24 protein-coding genes are annotated in these 23,029 nt (G+C 62.2%); 16 read left to right on the forward strand and 8 right to left on the reverse strand.

Going from position 1 to position 23,029, the window contains the following annotated elements:
* Window positions 1-4 precede the first annotated feature (4 nt).
* Genes Q7T36_RS03830 through Q7T36_RS03845 form a run of 4 tightly spaced genes read right to left on the reverse strand, consistent with a single transcriptional unit; the run spans window position 5 to window position 2,900 of the window.
* Entirely contained in the window at window positions 5-346 is a 342-nt protein-coding gene (locus Q7T36_RS03830; RefSeq protein ID WP_304844231.1) for a DUF5615 family PIN-like protein, read from the reverse strand.
* Window positions 346-591, reverse strand: a complete 246-nt coding sequence (locus Q7T36_RS03835) for a DUF433 domain-containing protein (protein ID WP_304844233.1) — start codon at window positions 589-591, stop codon at window positions 346-348. The genes Q7T36_RS03830 and Q7T36_RS03835 overlap by 1 nt, the downstream gene beginning before the upstream one ends.
* Before the next feature lie 54 nt (window positions 592-645).
* Window positions 646-1,908, reverse strand: a complete 1,263-nt coding sequence (locus Q7T36_RS03840) for a dihydroorotase (protein ID WP_304844235.1) — start codon at window positions 1,906-1,908, stop codon at window positions 646-648.
* A complete protein-coding gene (locus Q7T36_RS03845) occupies window positions 1,908-2,900 on the reverse strand; it encodes an aspartate carbamoyltransferase catalytic subunit (RefSeq protein WP_304844237.1) in 993 nt (330 codons plus the stop codon). The genes Q7T36_RS03840 and Q7T36_RS03845 overlap by 1 nt, the downstream gene beginning before the upstream one ends.
* Window positions 2,901-3,068: 168 nt before the next feature.
* On the opposite strand from Q7T36_RS03845, the gene Q7T36_RS03850 reads away from it, so the two are divergent.
* The gene (locus Q7T36_RS03850; protein ID WP_304844239.1) at window positions 3,069-3,572 is read left to right on the forward strand and encodes a hypothetical protein; all 504 of its coding nucleotides are present in this window, start codon (window positions 3,069-3,071) and stop codon (window positions 3,570-3,572) included.
* Between the two features lie 18 nt (window positions 3,573-3,590).
* Window positions 3,591-3,959 carry a hypothetical protein gene (locus tag Q7T36_RS03855; protein WP_304844241.1) on the forward strand — a complete coding sequence of 123 codons (369 nt, stop codon included), beginning with the start codon at window positions 3,591-3,593 and terminating at the stop codon, window positions 3,957-3,959.
* 77 nt (window positions 3,960-4,036) lie between these two features.
* Here the strand turns inward: Q7T36_RS03855 and ruvX are convergent, their stop codons facing one another.
* Both ruvX and Q7T36_RS03865 read right to left on the reverse strand, forming a co-directional pair.
* A complete protein-coding gene (ruvX, locus tag Q7T36_RS03860; RefSeq protein WP_304844243.1) occupies window positions 4,037-4,483 on the reverse strand; it encodes a Holliday junction resolvase RuvX in 447 nt (148 codons plus the stop codon).
* A complete protein-coding gene (locus Q7T36_RS03865) occupies window positions 4,476-5,039 on the reverse strand; it encodes a YqgE/AlgH family protein (RefSeq protein WP_370690044.1) in 564 nt (187 codons plus the stop codon). The genes ruvX and Q7T36_RS03865 overlap by 8 nt, the downstream gene beginning before the upstream one ends.
* 169 nt (window positions 5,040-5,208) lie before the next feature.
* Here Q7T36_RS03865 and Q7T36_RS03870 point away from each other — a divergent pair, with 169 nt between their 5' ends.
* The 6 genes from Q7T36_RS03870 (at window position 5,209) to Q7T36_RS03895 (ending at window position 12,111) form a co-directional block, all read left to right on the forward strand.
* Window positions 5,209-5,982 carry an SDR family oxidoreductase gene (locus Q7T36_RS03870; protein WP_304844247.1) on the forward strand — a complete coding sequence of 258 codons (774 nt, stop codon included), beginning with the start codon at window positions 5,209-5,211 and terminating at the stop codon, window positions 5,980-5,982.
* A 314-nt stretch (window positions 5,983-6,296) separates the two neighbouring features.
* Window positions 6,297-7,316 carry a hypothetical protein gene (locus Q7T36_RS03875; RefSeq protein WP_304844249.1) on the forward strand — a complete coding sequence of 340 codons (1,020 nt, stop codon included), beginning with the start codon at window positions 6,297-6,299 and terminating at the stop codon, window positions 7,314-7,316.
* A gap of 242 nt (window positions 7,317-7,558) precedes the next feature.
* Window positions 7,559-8,572, forward strand: coding sequence for a hypothetical protein (locus tag Q7T36_RS03880; RefSeq protein ID WP_304844251.1), 1,014 nt, complete (start codon window positions 7,559-7,561; stop codon window positions 8,570-8,572).
* 319 nt (window positions 8,573-8,891) lie between these two features.
* Window positions 8,892-9,911, forward strand: a complete 1,020-nt coding sequence (locus Q7T36_RS03885) for a hypothetical protein (RefSeq protein WP_304844253.1) — start codon at window positions 8,892-8,894, stop codon at window positions 9,909-9,911.
* A gap of 148 nt (window positions 9,912-10,059) precedes the next feature.
* A complete protein-coding gene (locus tag Q7T36_RS03890) occupies window positions 10,060-11,490 on the forward strand; it encodes a peptidylprolyl isomerase (protein ID WP_304844255.1) in 1,431 nt (476 codons plus the stop codon).
* A gap of 36 nt (window positions 11,491-11,526) precedes the next feature.
* Window positions 11,527-12,111, forward strand: coding sequence for a hypothetical protein (locus Q7T36_RS03895; protein ID WP_304844257.1), 585 nt, complete (start codon window positions 11,527-11,529; stop codon window positions 12,109-12,111).
* A 10-nt stretch (window positions 12,112-12,121) separates the two neighbouring features.
* On the opposite strand, the gene Q7T36_RS03900 is transcribed toward Q7T36_RS03895, so the two are convergent.
* Window positions 12,122-12,988 (reverse strand): energy transducer TonB, encoded by an 867-nt coding sequence (locus tag Q7T36_RS03900; RefSeq protein ID WP_304844259.1) that lies wholly within the window; start codon window positions 12,986-12,988, stop codon window positions 12,122-12,124.
* Between the two features lie 126 nt (window positions 12,989-13,114).
* On the opposite strand from Q7T36_RS03900, the gene Q7T36_RS03905 reads away from it, so the two are divergent.
* The 8 genes from Q7T36_RS03905 (at window position 13,115) to Q7T36_RS03940 (ending at window position 22,222) form a co-directional block, all read left to right on the forward strand.
* Window positions 13,115-13,600 carry a YbjN domain-containing protein gene (locus Q7T36_RS03905; protein ID WP_304844261.1) on the forward strand — a complete coding sequence of 162 codons (486 nt, stop codon included), beginning with the start codon at window positions 13,115-13,117 and terminating at the stop codon, window positions 13,598-13,600.
* A gap of 15 nt (window positions 13,601-13,615) precedes the next feature.
* Window positions 13,616-14,323: a hypothetical protein gene (locus Q7T36_RS03910; protein ID WP_304844263.1), complete on the forward strand. Its 708-nt coding sequence runs from the start codon at window positions 13,616-13,618 to the stop codon at window positions 14,321-14,323.
* Window position 14,324: 1 nt separating this feature from the next.
* Window positions 14,325-15,710, forward strand: a complete 1,386-nt coding sequence (locus Q7T36_RS03915; RefSeq protein WP_304844265.1) for an adenosylmethionine--8-amino-7-oxononanoate transaminase — start codon at window positions 14,325-14,327, stop codon at window positions 15,708-15,710.
* Window positions 15,707-16,429 (forward strand): 16S rRNA (uracil(1498)-N(3))-methyltransferase, encoded by a 723-nt coding sequence (locus Q7T36_RS03920; RefSeq protein WP_304844267.1) that lies wholly within the window; start codon window positions 15,707-15,709, stop codon window positions 16,427-16,429. Before Q7T36_RS03915 ends, Q7T36_RS03920 begins: the two co-directional genes overlap by 4 nt.
* Window positions 16,426-17,235, forward strand: coding sequence for a hypothetical protein (locus tag Q7T36_RS03925; RefSeq protein ID WP_304844269.1), 810 nt, complete (start codon window positions 16,426-16,428; stop codon window positions 17,233-17,235). Before Q7T36_RS03920 ends, Q7T36_RS03925 begins: the two co-directional genes overlap by 4 nt.
* A gap of 83 nt (window positions 17,236-17,318) precedes the next feature.
* Window positions 17,319-18,005: a CerR family C-terminal domain-containing protein gene (locus tag Q7T36_RS03930; RefSeq protein ID WP_304844271.1), complete on the forward strand. Its 687-nt coding sequence runs from the start codon at window positions 17,319-17,321 to the stop codon at window positions 18,003-18,005.
* Between the two features lie 53 nt (window positions 18,006-18,058).
* Window positions 18,059-19,144 (forward strand): efflux RND transporter periplasmic adaptor subunit, encoded by a 1,086-nt coding sequence (locus Q7T36_RS03935; protein ID WP_304844273.1) that lies wholly within the window; start codon window positions 18,059-18,061, stop codon window positions 19,142-19,144.
* A 12-nt stretch (window positions 19,145-19,156) separates the two neighbouring features.
* Window positions 19,157-22,222 (forward strand): efflux RND transporter permease subunit, encoded by a 3,066-nt coding sequence (locus Q7T36_RS03940; RefSeq protein ID WP_304844275.1) that lies wholly within the window; start codon window positions 19,157-19,159, stop codon window positions 22,220-22,222.
* 31 nt (window positions 22,223-22,253) lie between these two features.
* On the opposite strand, the gene Q7T36_RS03945 is transcribed toward Q7T36_RS03940, so the two are convergent.
* Window positions 22,254-22,718 carry an Lrp/AsnC family transcriptional regulator gene (locus Q7T36_RS03945; RefSeq protein WP_304844381.1) on the reverse strand — a complete coding sequence of 155 codons (465 nt, stop codon included), beginning with the start codon at window positions 22,716-22,718 and terminating at the stop codon, window positions 22,254-22,256.
* Window positions 22,719-23,029 lie beyond the last annotated feature (311 nt).

The following is a 23,029-nucleotide window of genomic DNA, read 5'->3' on the forward strand; positions in this document are numbered from 1 at the left end:
TCGCCTAGTTAATGCCTTCAATAACATCTGTCCTGACGATCAATAACTTGTAGACCTGCGACAACTCATCAATACGAGGCCAGGAACGCAACAAAAAATCCCGGAGTTCCCCAATCCGCATATTGCCAATCTTCAGCAGGACAACACGCGGAGGAGGCGATGCCAGCATCATCCGCTCGGAAAAATCGGCATCCTTAGTCACAATGGTCAAGCCATGCTCCTTGGCATATGCCCAAACCTGACTATCCGGCCAGGCATCATCATGCGCCGCAACCAGATCGAAATCCGGGGAGTTCCACACACTGAATCGACTGGGCAGGTTAGCGTCGATCAGAAATCTCGCCATCAGGCCACCCGAAGCAAATCATAACGCTGCCCCATCAATTGCCCCGCAAACTGCAAGCACGCCCGGACATCCTCCGCCTCCAGCATCGGATAAGCCTCCAGGATATCCGCTTCAGAATCACCGGCTCCCAGAAACTCCAGCACCGACTGCACCGTCATCCGCTTGCCCCGGATAACGGGCCGCCCATTACAGACTTCCGGATCAATCACAATCCGTCCCTCCAGGAAACTGGCAACTTCGCTCATGTCAGGCCCATCCGTAATTAGTGTTTTGATCATGCACCCGGCGGACCGGGATATTCAAGCGGTATAAACCCCCCTCACCCGCCCCTGCACCGCCATCCCCAAAAACGGCGTATTGTGCCCGGCGGACGACAGCGTCTCCGGCGCCACGCACCAGGCCGCCTCCGGGTCCACCACCACCACCCCGCCGCTCGTCAGGCTGCCCGCCGCAATCCCGGCAATGGCCGCCGGGCTCACCGTCAGCGCCTGCCACAAGCGGTGCTCATTCAGCAAACCATCCCGCACCAGCTTCAAGCCCAACGGCAACACCGTCTCCAGCGCCGAAATACCCGGTTCGGTGGCCGGGAACGGCGCCAGCTTCGCCGCCGCATTCAACGGCTGGTGATGCGAGCAAATGGCGTCAATGGTGCCGTCCTGCACCGCCGCACACAGCGCCAGCCGGTCAGCCTCGCTGCGCAACGGCGGCCGAACATGCGCCAGGCTGTTGAAACCGTCAATGGCGGCGTCGGTCAGGTGCAGCTGGTGCATCGCCACATCAGCCGTCACCGGCAGGCCCTTGCCCTTGGCAATGCGCATCAGCTCCACCGAACCCTTGCACGACAACTGGCTGAAGTGCGCCCGCACCCCGGTCTCCTCCACCATCAGCAATTGCTTGGCCAGCGCCACCGTTTCCGCCAGCGCCGGAATGGACGGCAGGCCCAAGCGCGCCGCCATGAAACCGTCATGTGCGCAACCGTTGGCCAGGCTGGGCTCTTCCGGGTAGAAAAACACCGTCAGCCCCAGCGTCGCGGCATATTCCAGGCAACGCAGCAGGGTTTCGTCATTGGCAAAACCCGCGCGCGCATTGCTCACCGCAATGCAGCCCGCCTGATGCAGCGCCGCCATGTTCGCCGGACGTTTTCCTTCCAGACCCTTGGTCAGAGCGCCAATGGTATAGACCTTCGCCGCCCCGGCCGCTTCCGCCTTTTCCTGGATCAAGGCCACAATCGCGGCGCTGTCCACCACCGGCAGCGTGTCCGGCGGCGTCACCACATGCGCAAAGCCCCCGGCCAGCGCGGCGCGGGTTTCACTGGCAATGGTGGCGTGATGCTTCTCGCCCGGCTCGCGCAGGTTGGCGCAAAGGTCGACAAAGGCCGGCAGCACCAGACAACCGTCAATGGCGTCCACCCGGTCATGCGGCTGGTTGCGCGCTTCCGCCCCGAAGGCGATCATGCGGCCGTTTTCCAGCAACACATCGGTCTGGCGGTCCATACCGGCGGCGACATCCAGCACTCGGCCGCCTGTCAGTAACACCCGTTCGTATTTGGCTTCAGCGTTCATCAGGCATCTCCCCGCGTGGTCAGTTGGCCCTGCATGGCCAGGGTCAGCACCGCCATGCGCACGGCAATCCCGTAGTTCACCTGCTTCAGGATCAGCGATTGCGGGCCGTCCGCCACTTCCGAGGCAATTTCCACCCCGCGGTTGATGGGGCCAGGGTGCATCACCAGCGCATTGGGTGCGGCCAGACACAGCTTCTCCGGCGTCAAACCGTACAGCGCGTAAAACTCTTCAGGGCTGGCCAGCAGCGGCGATTCCATGCGCTCGTTCTGGATGCGCAGCGCAATCACCACATCGGCGCCTTCCAGACCTTCTTCCAGACGCTCGAACACCTTCACGCCCAGTTCCTGATAATCGCGCGGCTGCAGCGTGCGCGGCGCAATCACCCGGATCTCTTTCGCCCCCAGCGTTTGCAGCGCATGGATTTCCGACCGCGCGACGCGGGAATGCTTGACGTCACCGATGATGGCCACCGTCAGCTTGGTAAAGTCCCCGGCATGGCGGCGGATGGTCAGCATGTCCAGCATGCCCTGCGTGGGGTGGGCGTGGCGGCCGTCACCGGCGTTGATGATCGCCACTTTCGGCGTCACCTGGCTGGCAATGAAGTGCGGCGCACCGGAATGCGGATGGCGCACCACGAAAATATCGGCAGTCATTGCTTCCAGGTTCCACAGCATGTCGCGCAGGGTTTCACCCTTGCTGTTGGAGGACTTGGCGATGTCGATGTTGAGCACGTCCGCGCCCAGGCGCTTGGCGGCCACGGCGAAGGTGGTCAGGGTGCGGGTGGACGCCTCGAAAAAGAGGTTCATCACCGTGCGCCCGGCCAGCAGCGGCTGGTTGTGGATGCTGCCGTCGGGGCCGAGGAAAGATTCGGCAAAATCGAGGATTTCGGTGAGCGTTTCGCGGCTGAGGCCTTCCGTGGTCAGGAAGTGGCGCAACCGGCCCTGCGGGTTAAGTTGCAGACGGCTGGGCGTATGCGCATGGGACACGTGCATGATGAGGTTTCTGCCAAGGAAATTTGCCGCCGATTCTAGCAGAAAAGCCGGGATGCCTCCGAGGGGGCCGCCGGGCGAAAATTTCGTCACGACTTTCCGGTCCGGCTACTGGCATTCAGCCACCATTTCTTTATGCTGTGGAAACAATAATTATTCACGGCTTTTTGTATGCGCCACCCGTTTGCCTGTCTGGTCTGCCTGATGTTGTGCGCCTGCGCCGCCCTGCCGGAAAAACCGGTGGATCTGGTGGCGCCGGTCATTGTCGCCAAGCTGACGCTGCGGGACTTGCGCCGGGCCGACCGCGCCCTTGCCACCCGCGATGCCACATTGGGCGCACCCGTGCCCCTGAAACTGCAACCGGCGGAAACCGTGCAGCTGCATGCCGCGCTGACCGAGCGGCTGGGCCTGACGAGCGCAAGCCCGGCGGCCGTGGCCGACCTGAATGATTTTGACCTCTACCGCAAGCCGGACGGTACGCTGACCGTGGTGATCAACCTCATCCTGCGCCGCGACGGACGCACTACCATGCACCGCATCACCCGCTCACTGCCCCCCGGCGCGCCGGAGGCGGAGAAAACCCTGGTGCAGCAGGCCATCCGCGATTTGATGGCGACGATCACCACTTCAACTAATATGCCCGAAAGCCTTCCGGCCAAACCGCAAACCCCTTGATTGTTCCGGAAACCCGTCATGCCCCAGAATCCTCCGCAAAGCCTCACCACCGCCGCCCTGGCCTTGGGGACACTCGGCTTGCTGGCCGCCGCCGACTCCTGGCACGCACGGCTGCTCTATACGGGCATTTCGCCCCTGGCGGCCTGGACGGACCTGTTGTTCCCGGTCTTGCTGGGCCTGATGTTCGGATTGACATTGCGGCCGAAATACGTGTGGGGATACAGCCTGTTTACGCTGGGGCTGACCGGCAGCCTGATTGCCTACAAGACCATCATCGGTTTCAAGAATGACGGCTTCGTGATTTTGTATGCGGTGTTGTTGATGGCGACGGTGCAAACCGCCGTGCTGACCTGGCGTCATCGCAGCAATCCCGAACCCGGACTGTAGGTCGGGCTTCAGCCCGACTACACCCTTCGCTCGGAGAACAGCGTCGGGCTGAAGCCCGACCTACATACTGCTATGGATCAGGGTTTCAGCCCGCATTCCGGCGCTTCCAGCCAGCCCTCCGTCATCAGCACCGCCGCTGTGGAGTCCACGGATGCCAGCTTGCCCTTGCGCCGGGCGCCGGCTTCCGCCAGCAGGTCACGCGCGGCGCGGCTGGTGAGCCGTTCATCCACCATCCATACCGGCAGGCGGTAACGCGCTTCCAGCCTGCGCCCGAATTTGCGGGAGAGGCGAGACAGCTCGGATTCGGTGTCGTCCATGTTCAGCGGCAAGCCCACCAGCAGCGCCTGCGGCTGCCATTCCGCCACCAGCGTGTCCACCACCACCCAGTCGGGAATGCCGTCGCGGGAGGGAATTGGAGGCAGCGGACTGGCGGTGGCGGTAATGCGCTGGCCGGTGGCAACGCCGAATTTGCGGGTGCCGAAATCGAAGCCGAGGACGGTGCGGATTTCCTGAAAATCAGGCATGCCCCACCTGCGCCGACAGCAGATGCACATCCACGCCAATGCGGCGGGCTGCCGCTTCCCAGCGCTGATCGTAAGGCATCTCGAACAGCAAACCAGTATCGGCCGGGCACACCAGCCACGCGTTTTCGGCAATTTCCTTTTCCAGCTGACCGGCGCCCCACCCGGCATAGCCCAGCATGATCTGGTAACGGGCCGGCCCCTTGCCGTGCGAAATGGCGTCGAGGATATCGCGGGAGCTGGTGACGCAGAGGTTGTCATCCACTTCCATCGACGAATTCCAGTGCCCCTTGTCCTGATGCAGCACAAACCCGGCCTCGGTGCTGACCGGGCCGCCATACAGCACCGGCTGCTCGGGACGCGGGAATTCGGCGATCACCGGCAAGCGCACCTCCGTCAGCAACTCACTGACCGTCAGTTCCAGCGGCCGGTTCAGCACCAGTCCCACCGCGCCGTCTTCGTCATGGCGCACAATATAGGTCACCGTATGCGCAAAGCGGCCGTCCTGCATCTCCGGCATGGCAATCAGGCACTGATGGGTGAAATTGGCATTGGGCAAGGTCATGGAGGTCACCTTTCTCTATTAAAGGCCAGTATTGGGGCCGACCCTGCAGAAGGCAAGTATTTTTCCGTGTGCAGCCTCAGCCCGCAACGGTTGACGGCATGCCCGCCCTGAATTACTGTCAGGTCGCTTTTCTCCCCATTACCAGACTTGCGGAACTTTGACCATGACCCAACTCGCGACTGTCATCACCGGCGCTTCCAGCGGCATCGGCCTGGAACTGGCCCAACTGTTTGCCCCGGAGCACCAGCATCTGGTGCTGGTGGCGCGCCGTCGCGACCCCATGGAAGCCTTGGCCGCCGACCTGAAACACAAGTACGGCGTGCGCGTCACCGTCATTGCCCGTGACCTGCAGGAACCCGGTGCGGCGCAGGCGCTGATGGACGATCTGGCCGCGCATCACCTGCAGGTGGACACGCTGGTCAACAACGCCGGTTTCGGGCTCAGCGGCAACTTCGCCCATGCCGACCCGACCAAGACCTCGGCCATGATGCAGCTGAACATGATCACCCTGACCGAACTGACCCAGCGCGCATTGCCCGGCATGCTGGAGCGCGGCCAGGGCCGCATCCTCAATGTGGCGTCGCTGGTGGCCTTCCAGTCCTGTCCGTACTTCGCCGTTTACGCCGCCACCAAGAGCTTCGTGCTGTCATTATCGGAAGCGCTGGCGGAGGAAGTGGGTTCACGCGGCGTGCTGGTGAGCTGTCTGTGCCCCGGCTCCACCGATACCGGATTCCACGCCGTCGCCTCCACACAGGACAGTGTGCTGGCGCAGATTGCCGATCCGGTCAAAATGGTGGCGGAGCAGGCCTATAAAGGACTGAACAACGGCCAGCGCGTGGTGGTGACCGGCTGGATGAACAAGCCGGTGCCCATGCTGAACCGGCTGGTGCCGCGCCGGGCCATGACCTGGGCGGTGGGCAAGGTGCTGGGACGCTGAAACGGCGCCGCTGCGGGGAGAAAAACCCTCCCCGCTTCCGACCAACGGCGGAAAATCCCGAAAACTTGACTTCATCCGCCACCCGAATGTGAACAACAGACACCTTTTCTCACAAATCACGCCAATTTCTACCGTTCATCCCTCATTTTATACCGTTCATTCCTGAATTTTTACCGCTTGTCGGCTCAATGAACCGGCAATGAAACTGACAGGTTTTCGCAACGAATTCACTACAGTCATCGGCTACTATTTATACATCGCAGCGAGCCTCCCCCGGCTCCCAAAATCAGAAAAAACCGCCTTGAGGTATTGCCATGAATCGTCTGTCCGCCTTTGCTGTCGCCGCCATTGCCGCCACGGTCAGTCTGGATGCTGCTGCATTCAGCCAGGAAACCCACAAGCGCATTGCCATTGACGCCGTGAATTACATGAAGGCCAACCCGGCCACCACCAATTACGCCAAGCTGTCCGCCGGTATCGCCCGCGCCGGCCTCACCGTTGACCAGTTCGCCAACGCCATGGGCCAGGGCGCCTATGATGTAGACGATTTCGCCGACACCTACCTGTGCGGCGCCACCACCGGCAGCTGCCAGCTGGCTCCGGTCTGGGGTCTGGGTGCAGGCATCGTCAAATACACCTCCTACTGGCACTTCCAGAACCATACCCAAGGTTCTGACGCGCACGGCAACGATCTGGGCGGCTACAACTACGCCAAGCTGACCGTTTGGGGCGCCATCGACAACATGGCCGCCACCTGGCTGTACGGCGACTACCTGGATGACGGCAAGGGCGGCCTCACCGGCTGGTTCTGGGCTGACAGCTCCAAGTACAACGCTTACGGCATCACCGAAAAGAATTACCGTCTGGGCGGCTACTCCAGCAACAACCAATATGCCGATTTCGAGAAGGCTCCGTTCCAGCCCATCGACAACCTGGCTCAATACTGGTTCCAGAAGTTCCTGACCACCCCGACGGTGCAGAACCTGGGCTTTGTCATGCACTCCACCGACCTGCTGCAACCGCACCACGTCTGGACCACCTCCGACCTGAACCACGCCGGTTGGGAAGGCTGGGTGAATGACAACTACTATGGCAAGAACTTTAATGATCCGGCCAAGGTCACCACCGCCCTGAACGACTTTACCCCGCTCAGCGCCACCGCCACCGACATCCGTCCCTTGCTGACCCAGGGCGGCGCTTACGCCTACAACAATGGCGGCATCGTGCTCTCCAGCACCTCCGATGCCGATCGCACCGTGGTCGCCACCAAGGTCATTCCGCATGCCATTGCCATGATGGTGCGGGTGCTGAACCGCGCCGCTGAACGCATGTAACACCGCAACGCTGAGATACCCTTTACAGCCCGCGCACCCTTGCGCGGGCTTTTTTTTGTGCGCTTCACCACCCCCGGTCCCACTCCATTACCTCTGACATCGCCATTCATCCGGTTTGGCGTGAACTGTCCAAATACTGGTAGCCCAGAGACAAATTCCCTCCCGCACTTCTGTCTAGTATTCGATCACTTCGCAGCGGCGACCCGCCCTGCCGGATGCACAAGAACAACAGGAGAAACACCATGAAGCTGCTCAGCGCCCTCACCCTTGCCGCCGCCACGTTCGTTGCCCAGCAGGCCTCTGCCTTTACCCAGGAAACCCATCGCCGCATTGCCATGGATGCGGTCAACTACATGAAGGCCAACCCGACCACCACCAACTACGCCAAGTTGCTGAACGGGGCCGTCAAGGCCGGTTTGACCATCGACCAGTTCGCCACCGCCCTGGGCCAGGGCGCCTACGACGTGGATGAGTTCTCCGACACCTATATTTGCGGGGCCACGACCGGCAACTGCCAGTTGGCGCCCGTGTGGGGTCTGGGTGCGGGCATCGTCAAGTACACCTCGTTCTGGCATTTCCAGAACCATACCCAAGGCGCGGATGCCCATGGCAACGATCTGGGCGGCTACAACTACGCCAAGCTGACCGTCTGGGGCGACATCGACACCCTCGCCTCCGGCTGGCTCTATGGCGACTATCTGGATGACGGCAAGGGCGGCAACAGCGCCTGGTTCGGCGACAGCTCCAAGTACAACGGTTACGACAATACCGAAGCCCATTACCGTCTGGGCGGCTACTCCAGCCGCAGCCAGTATGCAGATTATGAAAAGATGCCGTTCCAGCCCATCGACAACCTGGGCCAGTACTGGTTCCAGCAATTCCTGTCCGCCCCGACCGTGCAGAAACTGGGCTTTGTGCTGCACACCACCGACCTGTTGCAACCGCACCACTTGTGGACAACCCTGGCGTTGAACCACTCCGGCTGGGAAAGCTGGATCAACGACAACTATTACAGCCGAGCACTGAACGATCAGGCCAAAGTCCGCACGGCGCTGAACACCTTTACACCGTTGACCGCCACCGCCACCGACATCCGTCCGCTGTTGACCCAGGGCGGCAGCTACGCCTACAGCACCGGCGGCATCGTGCTGTCCAGCACCGCCGACAGCGACCGCATCGCCATCGCCAACAAGGTGGTACCGCATGCCATCGCCATGGCTGTCCGTGTGCTGAACCGCGCCGCCGAACGCTTCTGATCCATCCGGAAACCCGCATTACCCAAGGCCCGCACCTCGTGCGGGCCTTGTCGTTCCGGAAACTTGACACCAGCCGCCAGTGCTGTGTCCGCGAATCACAAATTATGGGCCGACACCCCGCTTTTACGACCGTTCGTCGCCGAATTCCAGCCGCTCATTCCCGAATTCCGACCGCTTGTCGGCACGACAGATACCGCCAAAAGCTGTCAGCTATTCGCAACGAATTCGTGACATGTTTGGTCTAGTATTTACCCAACTTAGGCGGCCGTTTTGGCCTCCGCGATTCAACCGACTACTAGAACTTACCCAGAGGTACATCATGATCAACGCCACCAAACTTGCACTCCTCACCGTCATGACCGCGGGTTTGGCATTGGACGCCAGCGCTTTCTCCCAGGAAACCCACCGCCGCATCGCTCAGGATGCCGTCGCCTACATGCAGGCTAATCCGGGCACAACCAACTACACCAAGCTGGCCGCCGGCGTTGCCCGTGCAGGCTTGACCATGGCCCAGTTCTCCACCGCCATGGGCCAGGGTGCCTATGATGTCGACGACTTTTCCGACACTTACATTTGCGGCGCCAGCACCGGCAGTTGCCAGCAGGCTCCGGTGTGGGGCGCAGGTTCCGGCATTGTCAAGTACACCTCCTACTGGCACTTCATGAACGCCACCCAGGGTTCCGACGTGCATGGCAATGACTACGGCGGCTACAACTACGCCAAGCTGACCGTCTGGGGCGACATCGACAACATGGCCGCCTCCTGGCTGTATGGCGATTATCTGGATGACGGCAAGGGCGGCAACAGCGCCTGGTTCTCCGACAGCTATAAGTACAACACCTACGGCATTACCGAAGCCAACTACCGTCTGGGCGGCTACTCCACCCGCTACCAGTACCAGGACTTCGAAACCATGCCGTTCCAGCCGATCGACAACCTCGGCCAGTACTGGTTCCAGAAGTTCCTGACCACCCCGACGGTGCAGAACCTGGGCTTTGTGATGCACACCACCGACCTGCTGCAACCTCACCACGTCTGGACAACTTCCGCCCTGAACCATTCCGGCTGGGAAACCTGGGTCAATGACAACTACTACACGCTGGGCCTGAACGCTTCGGCCAAGGTGACAACCGCCCTGAACGATTTCACCCCGCTCAGCGCCACCGCCACCGATATCCGTCCGGTGCTGACCCAGGGCGCCCTCTACGCCTACAACAACGGTGGCATCGTGCTCTCCAGCACCGCCGACAGTGACCGCACCGTGGTCGCCAACAAGGTGATTCCGCACGCCATCGCCATGATGATCACTGTGCTGAACCGCGCTGCCGAACGGATGTAAGCCTTAATCCGGCTGCATCGGTACAGAAAGCCCCCTTCACTGGGGGCTTTCTGCTTCAACACTACAAACGATTACTTGCCATAAGCTGTTGCAGCTACCAATCTTCAGTCCACATTGCCCATAAAATTTCGAATAAATTGAGGCCCTCATGTCACTACCATCCAGAACACCGATACGGATTGCCCTGGCACTGAGCCTGTCGCTGGCTATGTCCGGCCTGCAGGCCGACCCGCGTTACGACCTGAAAACTCCCGGTGTGGCCGCCACCGTCGGCAAGGTCGTGTTTACCCAAAAAATGCTGGATGTCATGCTCAAGTCTTCGGCACAGGGCAAGGTGCAGTTGTCGCGCCCCGAAGTCATGCGCGCCATTGTGGAAGGCCAGCTGCTGGGCGACTTTGCCGTCAAGAAATACGGCAAGGCGGCGCTGCTGGAAGACAACAAGGTCAGTTTCAAGCCGGATGTGGTGCTGGGCAACGAATTCACCAACATGATCCAGGTTGCCTTCCGCCCGGAACTGCAACAGGTGCTGCAAAAAACCGGCGGCTCGCTGGACCGCACCCTGAGCGGCGAAGACCCCGTCAAAGCCCTGGAATGGGCGCAGTACCTGCCTCCCCCGGAACACATGCAGCTGGAAATCCGCATGAGCGACAAGGGCCTGGCGCTGGCGGAAAAGCGGGTGCTGCTGCGCTATCGTTTTGACGACAAGACCCAGGGCGTGGTGACACTGAAAGACGTGTATCACATCCAGAACGTGCAGGGCCGCAACGAGATGGTCAACCGCAACAGCGACTATGTGCAGCAACAGGCGCGCAGCATTGTCGTCAGCCGCTTTGTGGACCACTGGACCCGGAATTCTTCGGGGCTCAGCGCCGCCGAGATCCAGGGCCTGAAGGACGCCATCCGCAACAAGGCGTATCTGGACGGTTACGTCACCCTGATCGGCATTGCCGCCGACATCCATGATGACAACCAGCACCTGAAGGCGCTGGCCAAAGGGGTCACCAAACAGGAGGTTCAGGCTTACTACCGGCAGAACCGCGACCAGTTCAAGCGGGTGGAAGGCGTCCGGGCGCGGCACATTGTCGTGGCCGATGAAAAGACCGCCGCCCAGTTGTATGAGCGCATCCAGAAGGGCGAAAAATTCGTCGATCTGGCCGCCAAGTATTCGTTGGCCCCCAATGCCAAGCAGGGCGGCGATCTGGGCTGGATTGAGGCCAACAAGCAGAACAACACCCAGTGGATCACCACTTTTGCCTTCCTGCAAAGTCCCGGCACGGTTTCCCGCCCCATCCGCTCACCCGCCGTCAACGGCGTGGCGCGCTGGGAACTGGTGACCATTGACGAGAAAAAGGAAGGCTACCACCCCGTCGACAGCAGCACCGTGAAATACGAGGCCTCGCAGACGATCGCCCGACAAAAGGCCATTGCCGAGTACCGGGCGGTTCGGTCAAGATTGCTGAAAACGGCCGATATCCGTTTGAGCGCGGATCTCAAGGGTGACAGTGAATGGGACATGAAAGAAGGTATTTTGCCGTCCTCCAAACCGCATAACCACGATCACGACCAGCCTGGTCACTGACCGGCGAAATCATAACAAGAACACGGGGAATTCATCATGAAAAAGCCGGTCATTATTTTTATTGTGTCGGTGGCGGTGCTGGGCGGTGTCGCCATGGTCATGGGTATGTGGCTGGGCGGCGACAAGCCCGGCTCCTTCTCCTTTCAGGCCTCGCGCTCCGGTGGCGAAGAAACATCCACCCTGCTGAGCGGAGAACAACGGCCGCAGAACCTGAATACGCCCCCCCAGCCGGCCGCACCGGCGGGCACGGACAGCCCGCTGCTGCCGCTGGCCCCTTCCAATGTGGATGCGGCGGTGTCGATGCGTGAATCCTTCCTGCACGGCGACCCCAATGCGCCCAAGCTGTACCGTGACCCCACCCCGCAGGAACAGGCCACCCCGGAAGAAATTGCCGACCCCAAACTCTATGCCATGTATGAAGCCCGTCAGGACATGCGCCTGAAGAAAGCCTATGTTGCAGCGGCTGAAACAGAAATTCCGCGCCTGCAGCAGGACATTGCCAAGGCTAGGGCCATGGGCCTGACCAAGGAGCAGATTGCGGAAGGGGAAGAGAAGCTGCGGCGCATCCAGGCCATGCGCGACCAGTTGATGAGCGAACATCCGGAGATCGGGCGGCAGTAACCGCCCCGTTTCAGTTTTCGTTATGCATCCGCTCGGCAAAGCGCCAGGTGCGGATAATCTGCAACACATCCATCTTCTGCCGCATGTCGCGGGTGAAGGGCTTGAACGGCGCCGCCAGCCGCACCGAACGGCGGGCGGCGTCATCCAGCAATACCTGCCCGGATGACTTCAGGGTGCGAATTTCCTGGATATCACCGCCAGGCGTCAACGCCACCAGCAAACGCACCTCTCCCTGCAAACGACGCTGACGGGCCGCCGCCGGATAATGGCTGTTGCCGGTGCGTTCCACTTTTTGCCGGAAGTCATCGATATAAGAAGCGGTGGGGTCGGCTCGGGCGGACAAGGTGGAGACGGTATGAATGCGGGTCATGCGCGCCATGGCCTGCCGTTTCTCGGCCAGGCGCGCTTCCAGACTGGCAATGGCCGAGGTTTGCGCCGAGGCGGCCAGCACGCCGTCGCCGGGCATGCGCAGCGGGATCTTCTCCTTGGGAATGCTGGGCGGCAAGCGTCGTGAAGTACTTTGCGTCACCACCAGCCGGTGTTTGGTGTCTTCAGGCGGCGGCGTGAAGGCCGCCTGGTCTTCGGGACGGATTTCCTGGATTTGCGCATCCACGAAATCCGCGGACTGCGTGGTGGTCATTTCCCGCGCCTTGCGCAACTGCCCGCTGCCCTGCTGGTTGGCGGCGGCGAGGAAGTCCGCCTTGTCATCGGGCTTGGGTGACGTATGCAGCGCCAGCGTCACTTCAATCATTGCGCGCGGCTGACCGGTCGGCGCAACAAAACGGATGCCGAAAATGACTCCGGCATGCAGCAGCGCGGCAATGACAAAGGCCACACCGAGGCGTCGGGTATCCGCATCCATCACAAGTGTTGACATAGGGCCGTAACAGGCTTGAACAGGTTCTCAGGAAAGCGCAGCATACCATAGCCCGTTTGCTGCCGCGCCCCGGCGCTCGGCTGTGCACTCCCGAACAATCGTAAGAAAATGCTAAGGAAATCCCGGATGCCACCCCACGACAGCCTGATCGACACTGTTACCACCGCCCTGGACCAGCACGAACTGAATTACCACCTGGATACCGACAGCCAGATGCTGTCCGGCAGCCTTCGCGGCGACAACGGCACCTGGCGCTTCCTGGTGGAAGTGGTGGACCGTGAAACCGAGCGCGGCATCATCATTGTGTCCTTTGTGCCGGTGAACGTGCCCGCCCCCCGCCGGGGTGCAGTGGCTGAATTGCTGAGCCGCATCAATTTCAGCAAGGCCATGGCTTTTTACGCCATGGACATGAGCGACGGCGAAATCGTCTGCAAGAGCGGCTTTGACCTGGTGGACGCCGAACTGACGCTGGAAATGTTCGATGGCACCTTCCTGCTCAACGCCCAGACGCTGGATCACTACCTGCCCGCCATCATGCAGGTTTGCTTCAGTTCCGTCACCCCCGAAGCCGCCATCGCTGCCCTGGACCGCCAGGGTTCGGTGATGCAATAACCCGGAGGCAAGCCCATGGTGGACTGGATGCAACTGGCCGGTATGGCCGGCAAAGCCTTCTCGGCCATTCGCGACTGGACGGACACGCTGTCCCAGGAACGCGAGATCTTCATTCCGGAAGGCATGATCAATACCGCGATCACGGCCATGCTGGGCAAGGACAACGAAGTGAAGTCGGTGCTGGTGGAGTGCCACGACGACTTTGCCGATCTGGACATCCTGGTAACCCATGAGGGCACGGATATCCAGATCCGCGCCACCTTCGAGCTGCAGAGCGTCAGCATCAACCGTCACAAGCAGACCGTCGTCCTGCGCGAACGGCAGCCGCCGGAATTGATTTTCACCCGTTTCGCCTCCACCTGGCAGAAAATTCAACTGCTGGTGCGGGTCTGGGCCTGCCGCACGTTTCTGCGGGAACACCCCCTGCATCATGTGCTGCGCCAGCGCGAAGGCGTGGAGATCAACAACGGCGTCTACCGCATTGACCTGTCGCACTGGGTGCGGCAAAAAGCGGCGCTGGTGGCCGCGCTGTATGCCGCTGACATCCGCACCGCCACGTTGCGCGAAGGCGGGCTGCTGCTGCGCGGCGCGGCCAACGTCAAGTCACTGGAAGTGCTGCGCGGCCTGTACCAGATGGCTGCCGGGGCCGTGACCCAGGTGCGTGACGAACTCGACCGCCCCGGCGACCGCCGCCTGTCTCCCCGTGACGTGGGTGCCGACTGAGATGTCCAACCATGACCTGATGCAGCGCGACCTGGCCGTGCTCTGGCATCCCTGCACGCAAATGCAGGACCACGAATCCATCCCGGTGGTGCCGGTGGCGCGCGCCAGCGGCATCTGGCTCACCGACTTCGACGGCAAGCGTTATATCGACGCCATCAGCTCGTGGTGGGTGAACATCTGGGGCCATGCCCATCCGCAGATCAACGCCGCGCTGAAGGCGCAGCTGGACACGCTGGAACATGTGATCCTGGCCGGGTTTACCCACGAACCGATCGTGGCGCTGTCCGAGAAGCTGGTGGCGCTGGCTCCCGCCGGGCTGAGCCGCTGTTTCTACGCCGACAACGGCTCCGCCGCCATCGAGGTGGCGCTGAAGATGTCGATGCACAGCTGGCGCAATCAGGGCGAGAGCGGCAAGACCCGTTTTGTGTCGCTGGCGGGCAGCTATCACGGGGAAACGCTGGGGGCGCTGTCGGTCACCGACATCCCGCTGTTTTCCGAAACCTATGCCCCGCTAATTACGCCGCAGTTGCGCGTGCCCTCCCCGGACTGGACACTGGCCCCGGCCGGGGTGTCGCCGGAGCAGTTTGCGCGGCAGCAATTTGCGGTGATGGAAACCTTGCTGCAGGAGCGCCACGCCGAAATCAGCGCCGTGATTGTGGAACCGCTGGTGCAGGGCGCGGCCGGGATGAAGATGTACCATCCGGTGTACCTGCAACTGCTGCGCGAGGCCTGCACCCGCTATGGCGTACACCTGATTGCGGATGAGATTGCCGTGGGCTTTGCGCGCACCGGCAAGCTGTTCGCCTGCGACCATGCCGGCATTACCCCCGATTTCCTGTGCCTGTCCAAGGCGCTGACCGCCGGTTACCTGCCGATGTCGGTAGTGATGACCACCGACGACATCTATCGCTCGTTCTACCACCGTTATGAAACGCTGAAGGGCTTCCTGCACTCGCACAGCTTTACCGGCAATCCGCTGGCGGCGGCGGCGGCGCTGGCCTCGCTGGAATTGTTTGCTGAGGACCCGCAACTGTTGCGGCAGCAGGCGCTGGCGCAGGTGATGGCTGAAGAACTGGCCCTGCTGGCCGACCACCCGCACATTGCCCATGTCCGGCAAACCGGGGTGATCGGGGCGTTCGACATGGTGCAGGACAAGGCCGGTAACGTGCCTTTTGACTGGCGGGAGCGGCGGGGGCTGAAGGTGTTCCAGTCGGCGCTGGCGCAAGGGGTGCTGCTGCGGCCGATTGGCAATACCGTGTATTTCATGCCGCCCTATGTGATGACGGCGGACGAGTTGCGGCAGGTGATCCAGGTGGCAGTGGCGGCGGTGGACGAGGCGTGTGCGGCTCCGGCTGTGGGCCGCGACCCGGGAGTCAGTCTGCCATGACCCGACTCTACACCCCCGTTCCCTTGTCCCTGCATACCGAAACCGAGTTGCCGGAAGATACGGCGCATCACTTCATCAAAGTACTGCGCGCACGGGTTGGCGATCCGGTCTGCCTATTCAATGGCGAAGGCGGGGAATTCCACGGCGTGCTCAGCCGGGTCGACAAGAAGTCCGCCGCTGTGCGACTGGACCGCTTTGATCCGGACAATCGCGCTTCGCCGCTGGCGGTGCATCTGGGCCAGGTGCTGTCCAAGGGCGACCGCTTTGACTGGGCCGTACAGAAGGCTGCCGAACTGGGCGTCCGTGAAATCACCCCCCTGTTCAGCGAGCGTTGCGAAGTGCGGCTGGGTGAAGAACGGCAGGACAAGAAACTGGGGCACTGGCAGCGGGTGGCGATAAGCGCCTGCGAGCAGTGCGGACTGAACCTGGTCCCGGTCATCCACCCGCCGCTGGCGCTGGCCGACTGGCTGGTGGCCGCCTCTGCCGACGCCCGCTTTGTGCTGGCTCCCGGCGTAGAGCCGTTCATGCTGGGGGAAGACAGACCGGCCTCGGTCGCATTGCTGGTGGGGCCGGAAGGCGGTTTGTCGGCGGGTGAAATCGGTCTGGCCAACCGCCACGGCTTCCGCAACTGGTGTCTGGGCCCGAGGGTTTTCCGGACGGAAACCGCGCCCGTGGCAGTGCTGGCCGTACTGCAATGGCAATACGGGGACTTCCATTGAAAGATTTGCATGCAGCTGTCCGGTTGTCCTGCTGCCTGCTGGTGGGGCTGCCATCAACAGCCTCCGCCGGGCAAGACCTGTCCGTTCTGGGGGGAGCCGCCCTTTATTCACTCAAGGAGCACGACCGCAACGGCGGCCTTCTGGTGCATGAATCCGGCTGGACGCCGCAGGCCGCATTGGCGTGGCACCGGCATTACGGACTTTACAGCATAGGGCTGTCCGGTGACTTAGTGGCTGGGGATATTGATTACGAAGGCCAGACTCAGACCGGCATTCCGCATCAGACCGTGGCGCAACATATTCGCGGACAGGGCACGCTGGCGCTGACACGGCATTTCGGTCGCGCCGGGGAACTTTCCGGCCTGTTGCGGCTGGAAGCAGATTGGCGGGACCTGCAGCCCAGGGGCAATGTCTCTGGCGCGCAGGAGTTTTACCGGCATGTCTGGTTGGGTGCCGGTTACGCCTACGAAGTCTGGCAGGCGTCGGGCCATTCCGTCACCATGCGCACCGCCTGGATGAAGCCCGTGAATTCGCAACAGGATGTATATCCGCAAAACGGCACAGATGACTTTACGCTGGCGCTGGACCAGGGATTTGCATGGGAGGCGGGTGTGGACTATGCCCGCCGTTATGCCCCCGGCCGGGAATGGCTGCTGCAGGCCCAATGCCGGCATGCCCATTTTGATGCCAGCCCGCCGATTCTGGCGACCATCAATGGGGCCGCGAACGGCTCGGCTTACTACCAGCCGGAGATTGAATTCCGTACCTGCGGGGTCAGCGTAGGCATCCGTCGCTCCTGGCCGTAAGTCCGTCAAAATAAACACACGTTTAATTTACATCCACAATCCGGCATGCTAAACAATCGTTTGTTTAACTTGCCGGGTGTTTCATGACCGCCATTCCCCCCGAAGCCCATACTCCGCACCGGCCCACCCGCTGTGACGGCGAGGAGTCCCGCGAGCGCCTGCTGCAGGCCGGGCTGCGGCTGTTTGCCCATCAGGGCTTCAGCAAGACCTCCACCCGTGAACTGGCCGAAGCTGCCAACGTCAACGTCGCGGCCATCAGTTATTACTTCGGCGACAAGCTGGGCCTGTATCGCGCCGTGTTCTTTGAACCGAAAGGGCCGGTGACCCACGACATCGCCCGTTTTGCCGACCCCGCACTGCCGCTGCCCGACGCCCTGCGCGGCTTCTTCGCCGGATTCCTGGAGCCGCTGCGCCAAGGCGACCTGCTGCGGCTGTGCATGAAGCTGCATTTCCGCGAAATGCTGGAACCGACCGGCTTGTGGGAAGAAGAAGTTGACCAGGGCATCCGGCCGATGCACGAGGCGCTGGTGGCCCTGCTCTGCCGCCACTTTGCGCAGGACACCGCCGATGACGACCTTGAACGCCTGGCGTTCTGCATTGCCGGACTGGCGGTGCACCTGCATGTCGGCCACGAACTGATTGACCAGCTGACACCCGGCCTCAATGCCGCAACCGATGCCGTCGACCGCTGGTCTGACCGGCTGGTGATGTATGCGCAGGCGATGATCGAGGCCGAGAAGGCCCGACGCAGCGGAGCCCTGAACTCATGACCATCCAAAATCACTCCAGAATTGCCCTTAAACTTCCACGGAAAATCCAGACCATGAAGACCCGTCTTGCGGCCCTGCCGCTGCTGGCCGCCTCACTGTTCGCCCCGGTGATCCACGCCGCCGACAAGCCCGCCGCCGCGTTCGCCCCCAAACCCTCCCTGACCGTGACCGTGATCCAGCCGCAACGCATGGATATCCCGCTGTCGGTGGCCGCCAACGGCAGCATCACCGCCTGGCAGGAAGCCAGCGTCGGCAGCGAAGCCCAGGGCTACCGGCTGGCCGAAGTCCGGGTCAACGTTGGTGACACGGTGAAGAAGGGCCAGGTGCTGGCCGTCTTCTCGGCGGACATGGCCGAGGCTGAACTGGCCCAGGGCAAGGCCGCCATTGCCGAAGCCGAAGCGAATCTGGCCGCCGCCACGGCCGACGCGCAGCGCGCCCGCGACCTGCAAAGCAACGGTGCGCTTAGCGCCCAGCAGATCAACCAGTACCTTACCGCCGAGAAGACCGCCAAGGCGCGGCTGGACGTGCAAAAGGCCGCCGCCCACGCGCTGCAAATCCGCCTCAACCAGACCAAGGTGCTGGCGGCGGATGACGGCATCATTTCTGCCCGCAACGCCACGGTCGGTGCGGTGACGCCTGCCGGTCAGGAACTGTTCCGGCTGATCCGCCAGGGACGGCTGGAATGGCGCGCCGAAGTCGCCGCCAGTGATCTGGCCGCCATTCGTCCCGGCCAGCGCGTGCGCATCACCCCGGCCGGCGGCAGCGTCATTGAAGGCAAGGTGCGCATGGTGGCGCCCACGGTGGATACCGCCACCCGCAACGGCCTGGTCTATGTGGACCTGCCGAAAACCGGCGTAGCCAAGGCAGGAATGTTTGCGCGCGGCGAGTTCGCCATTGGCGGCAGTTCCGCCTTCACCCTGCCGCAAACCGCCGTGCTGCTGCGCGACGGCTACAGCTATGTCTTCCTGGTGCATCCCGACAACAAGGTGCGGCAATTGAAGGTGGCTGTGGGCCGCCGCCTGGGTGACCGCATCGAGATCACCACCGCGCTGGACGCCAACGGCCGTTATGTCGCGGCCGGCGGCGGCTTCCTCAGCGACGGCGATCTGGTGCGGGTTGTGCCCGCTCCGACGCGCTGACAGGAGCCGTCTATGAACGTTTCCGCGTGGTCCATCCGCAACCCTATTCCGTCGATCCTGCTGTTCATGATGCTGACCGTCATCGGCATCATGGGTTTTCAGCGCATGAAGATCCAGAATTTCCCGGATATCGACCTGCCCACCATCTCCGTCACCGCCTCGCTGCCGGGCGCTTCGCCGTCGCAGCTGGAAACCGAGGTGGCGCGCAAGATTGAAAATTCCGTGGCCACCCTGCAAGGGGTGAAGCACATCTATACCAAGACCCAGAGCGGCACCGCCACCGTCACCGTGGAGTTCCGGCTGGAAAAACCGACGCAGGAAGCCGTGGACGATGTGCGCGACGCCGTCTCCCGCATCCGCGCCGACCTGCCGGGCGACCTGCGCGACCCGGTAATCAGCAAGATGAACCTGGCCGGGACGCCTGTGCTGACCTACACCATCGGCTCCAGCCGGCTGGACGAGGAAGCGCTGTCCTGGTATGTGGACCACGACATCAGCAAGTCGCTGCTCAGCGTGCGCGGTGTCGGCTCGGTGTCCCGCGTTGGCGGCGTCACCCGTGAAGTGCGCGTGGAGCTGGACCCGTCGCGCCTGCTGGCGCTGAACGCCACTGCGGCCGATATTTCGCGGCAACTGCGGCAGGTGCAGCAGGAAGCCTCCGGCGGCAAGACCGACATTGGCGGGCTGGAACAGTCGGTGCGCACCATCGCCACTGTGCAGTCGGCGGAAGAACTGGCGGCCATGGAAATTCCCCTGGCTGACGGCCGCCGCATCCGCCTCGACCAGGTGGCCACGGTCAGCGACACCGTCACCGAAAAACGCAGCGTCGCCCTGCTGGACGGCAAGCCGGTGGTGGGCTTCGAGATTGTCCGTTCCCTGAAGTCGGGCGAAGTGGATGTGCAGAACGGTGTCCGCGCCGAACTGGACCGCATCCGCGCCGCCAATCCTGACCTGACCATCACCGAAGCTTTCAACTTTGTGGAGCCGGTGGAACAGAACTATCACGGCTCGATGATGCTGTTGTATGAAGGCGCGGCGCTGGCGGTGCTGGTGGTGCTGCTGTTCCTGCGGGACTGGCGGGCGACACTGGTTGCCGCCACGGCGCTGCCAATGTCGGTGATCCCAGCCTTTGCGGTGATGTATTACCTCTTCGACTTCTCGATCAATATTGTCACCCTGCTCAGCCTGTCACTGGTGGTGGGGGTGCTGGTGGACGATGCCATTGTCGAAATTGAAAACATCATGCGCCACTTGCGCATGGGCAAGACACCCTATCAGGCGGCCATGGAAGCCGCCGATGAAATCGGCATGGCGGTGATCGCCACCACCTTTACGCTGGTGGCCGTGTTCCTGCCCACCGCCTTCATGGCCGGGGTGCCGGGCAAGTTCTTCGTGCAGTTCGGCTGGACAGCCGCGATTGCCGTGTTCATCTCGCTGGTGGTGGCGCGGATGCTGACGCCGATGATGGCGGCCTACATCCTCAAGCCCCCCAAAAAGGAGCACCACGAACCGCGCTGGCTGACCATTTACGGCAGATGGGCGACCTGGTGTCTCAAACACCGGCTGCTGACGCTGCTGGTAACGGCCATCTTCTTCGTCGGCTCCTTCTCGCTGGCCAAGTACCTGCCTACCGGTTTTGTACCGCCCGATGACCTCAACACCACGCAGGTAACTCTGACCTTGCCGCCCGGCAGTTCGCTGGCACAGACCATGGAAGTGGCCGAACACGCCCGGCAGATCGTCAACCAGAACAAGCACGTCAAGCTGGTCTACACCGCCGTGGGCGCTGGCAATACCGGCAGCGACCCCTTCATGGGCAACGGCGGCAACGACGTCACCAAGGCGACGCTGACGCTGAACCTGACCCAGCGCCAGGACCGGCCCGGCACCACCAAGCAGGATATCGAACGGCAATTGCGCGAGGCGCTGGTGGTGGTTCCCGGCGCGCGGGTGAAGATCGGCTTCGGCGGCTCGGCGGAGAAGTACATCCTGGTGCTGGCGGGTGAGGACGGCAAGGCGCTGTCCGACCACGCCCAGGTGGTGGAGCGCGAACTGCGCACCATCCCCGGCATTGGCAACGTCACCTCCACCGCCAGCCTGGTGCGCCCGGAACTGGTGGTGCGGCCCGACCCGGCCCGGGCGGCGGACCTTGGCGTCACCTCGGCGGCAATTGCCGACACGCTGCGTATCGCCACGGCCGGCGACTATGACCAGTCGCTGGCCAAGCTCAACCTCAGCCAGCGCCAGGTGCCGATCATGGTGCGCCTGCCTGCCGACGCACGCACCGACCTCGACCTGATCTCCCGCCTGCCCGTACCCGGCGCGCACGGCCCGGTGCCGCTGGCCAATGTCGCCACGCTGACACTGGAAAGCGGCCCGGCGCAGATTGACCGCTATGACCGCCAGCGCAACATCAACATCGAGATCGAACTGAACCAGCAACCGCTGGGTGACGTGGAGAAAGCGGCGCTGGCGCTACCCAGCCTGCGCAACCTGCCGCCCGGCGTCAAACAGACAACCGTGGGTGACGCCGAAGCCATGGGCGAGTTGTTCTCCAGCTTTGGTCTGGCCATGCTGACCGGCGTGATGTGTATCTATGTGGTGCTGGTGCTGCTGTTCAAGAGCTTCATGCAGCCGGTCACCATCCTCGGGGCGCTGGTGCTGTCGATTCCGGGAGCGTTTCTGGCCCTGTTCCTGACGAACACAGCGTTCTCAATGCCGTCGATGATCGGCCTGATCATGCTGATGGGCATTGCCACCAAGAACTCGATCCTGCTGATTGACTATGTGATCCTGGCGCAGCGCGAGCATGGCCTGAACCGGTGGGATGCCCTGCTGGATGCCTGCCGCAAGCGGGCGCGGCCGATTGTGATGACGACGATTGCAATGGGCGCGGGCATGATGCCGATTGCGCTGGGGCTGGGCACTGACCCGAGTTTCCGGGCGCCGATGGCGATTGTGGTGATCGGGGGCTTGATTACTTCGACCTTCCTGAGCCTGCTGGTGATTCCGGTGGTGTTTACCTTTGTGGATGACGGGGTGCAGAAGGTGGGGGGATTGTTCCGCAAGCGGACGCATTGACACCGGCTTGACCGCCCCCTGCCGGCTTGCCTCAAACCGGCAGCGTGGTGCGGTCCACCACACGGCGCAGCACGAAACTGCTGTGCACGCCGGTGACGCCGGGAATGCGGGTGATGCGGTTCAGCAGCAATTCCTGATAGTGGTCCATATCCCGCACCACCACCTTCAACTGGTAATCGGCGGATTGGCCGGTAATCAGCAGGCACTCCAGCACTTCCGGGATGTCGGCGATGGCGGCTTCGAAGTGGTCGAAGCGTTCGGGGGTGTGCTGGTCCATGGAGATGTGGATCAGGGCCATGAGGGTGAGGCCGAGCTTGCGGGCGTCGACCAGGGCGCGGTAGCCGGTGATGAGGCCTGACTCTTCCAGTGCCTTGACGCGGCGCAGGCAGGGGGACGGGGTGAGGCCGATGCGGTCGGCGAGGTCCTGGTTGCTGAGGTGGCCGTCATTTTGCAGGGTTTGGAGGATGAGGCGGTCGTAGCGGTCTAGGTTCATGATTGTTACTCGCAGTGTCCCCTCCCCACCTGTGGGGGAGGGCTAGGGTGGGGGGTGCGGAAAGCTCATCAAACACTCCCTTCCCTCCAAGTAAATTCTTTCATCCCGCCTGCCGCGGGCCTTCCTTTTGTCTTGGCAAAAGGAAGCAAAACCGCGTCCTACGCCAAAACTCGCTTTCCGCTTGTCCCCTCTTGAGGCCCCGCTTCCATCCCTGCGTTCCCTGACATGTTGGCTCAAACAGTTGGCTGCGGACTGCCACTCTTTAGTTTATTGCCATATTTTTTACATATTCGCAATTTTATGCCTTTATTTTT

It is taken from the genome of Fluviicoccus sp., from assembly GCF_030646115.1.
Lineage (GTDB): Bacteria > Pseudomonadota > Gammaproteobacteria > Pseudomonadales > Moraxellaceae > Fluviicoccus.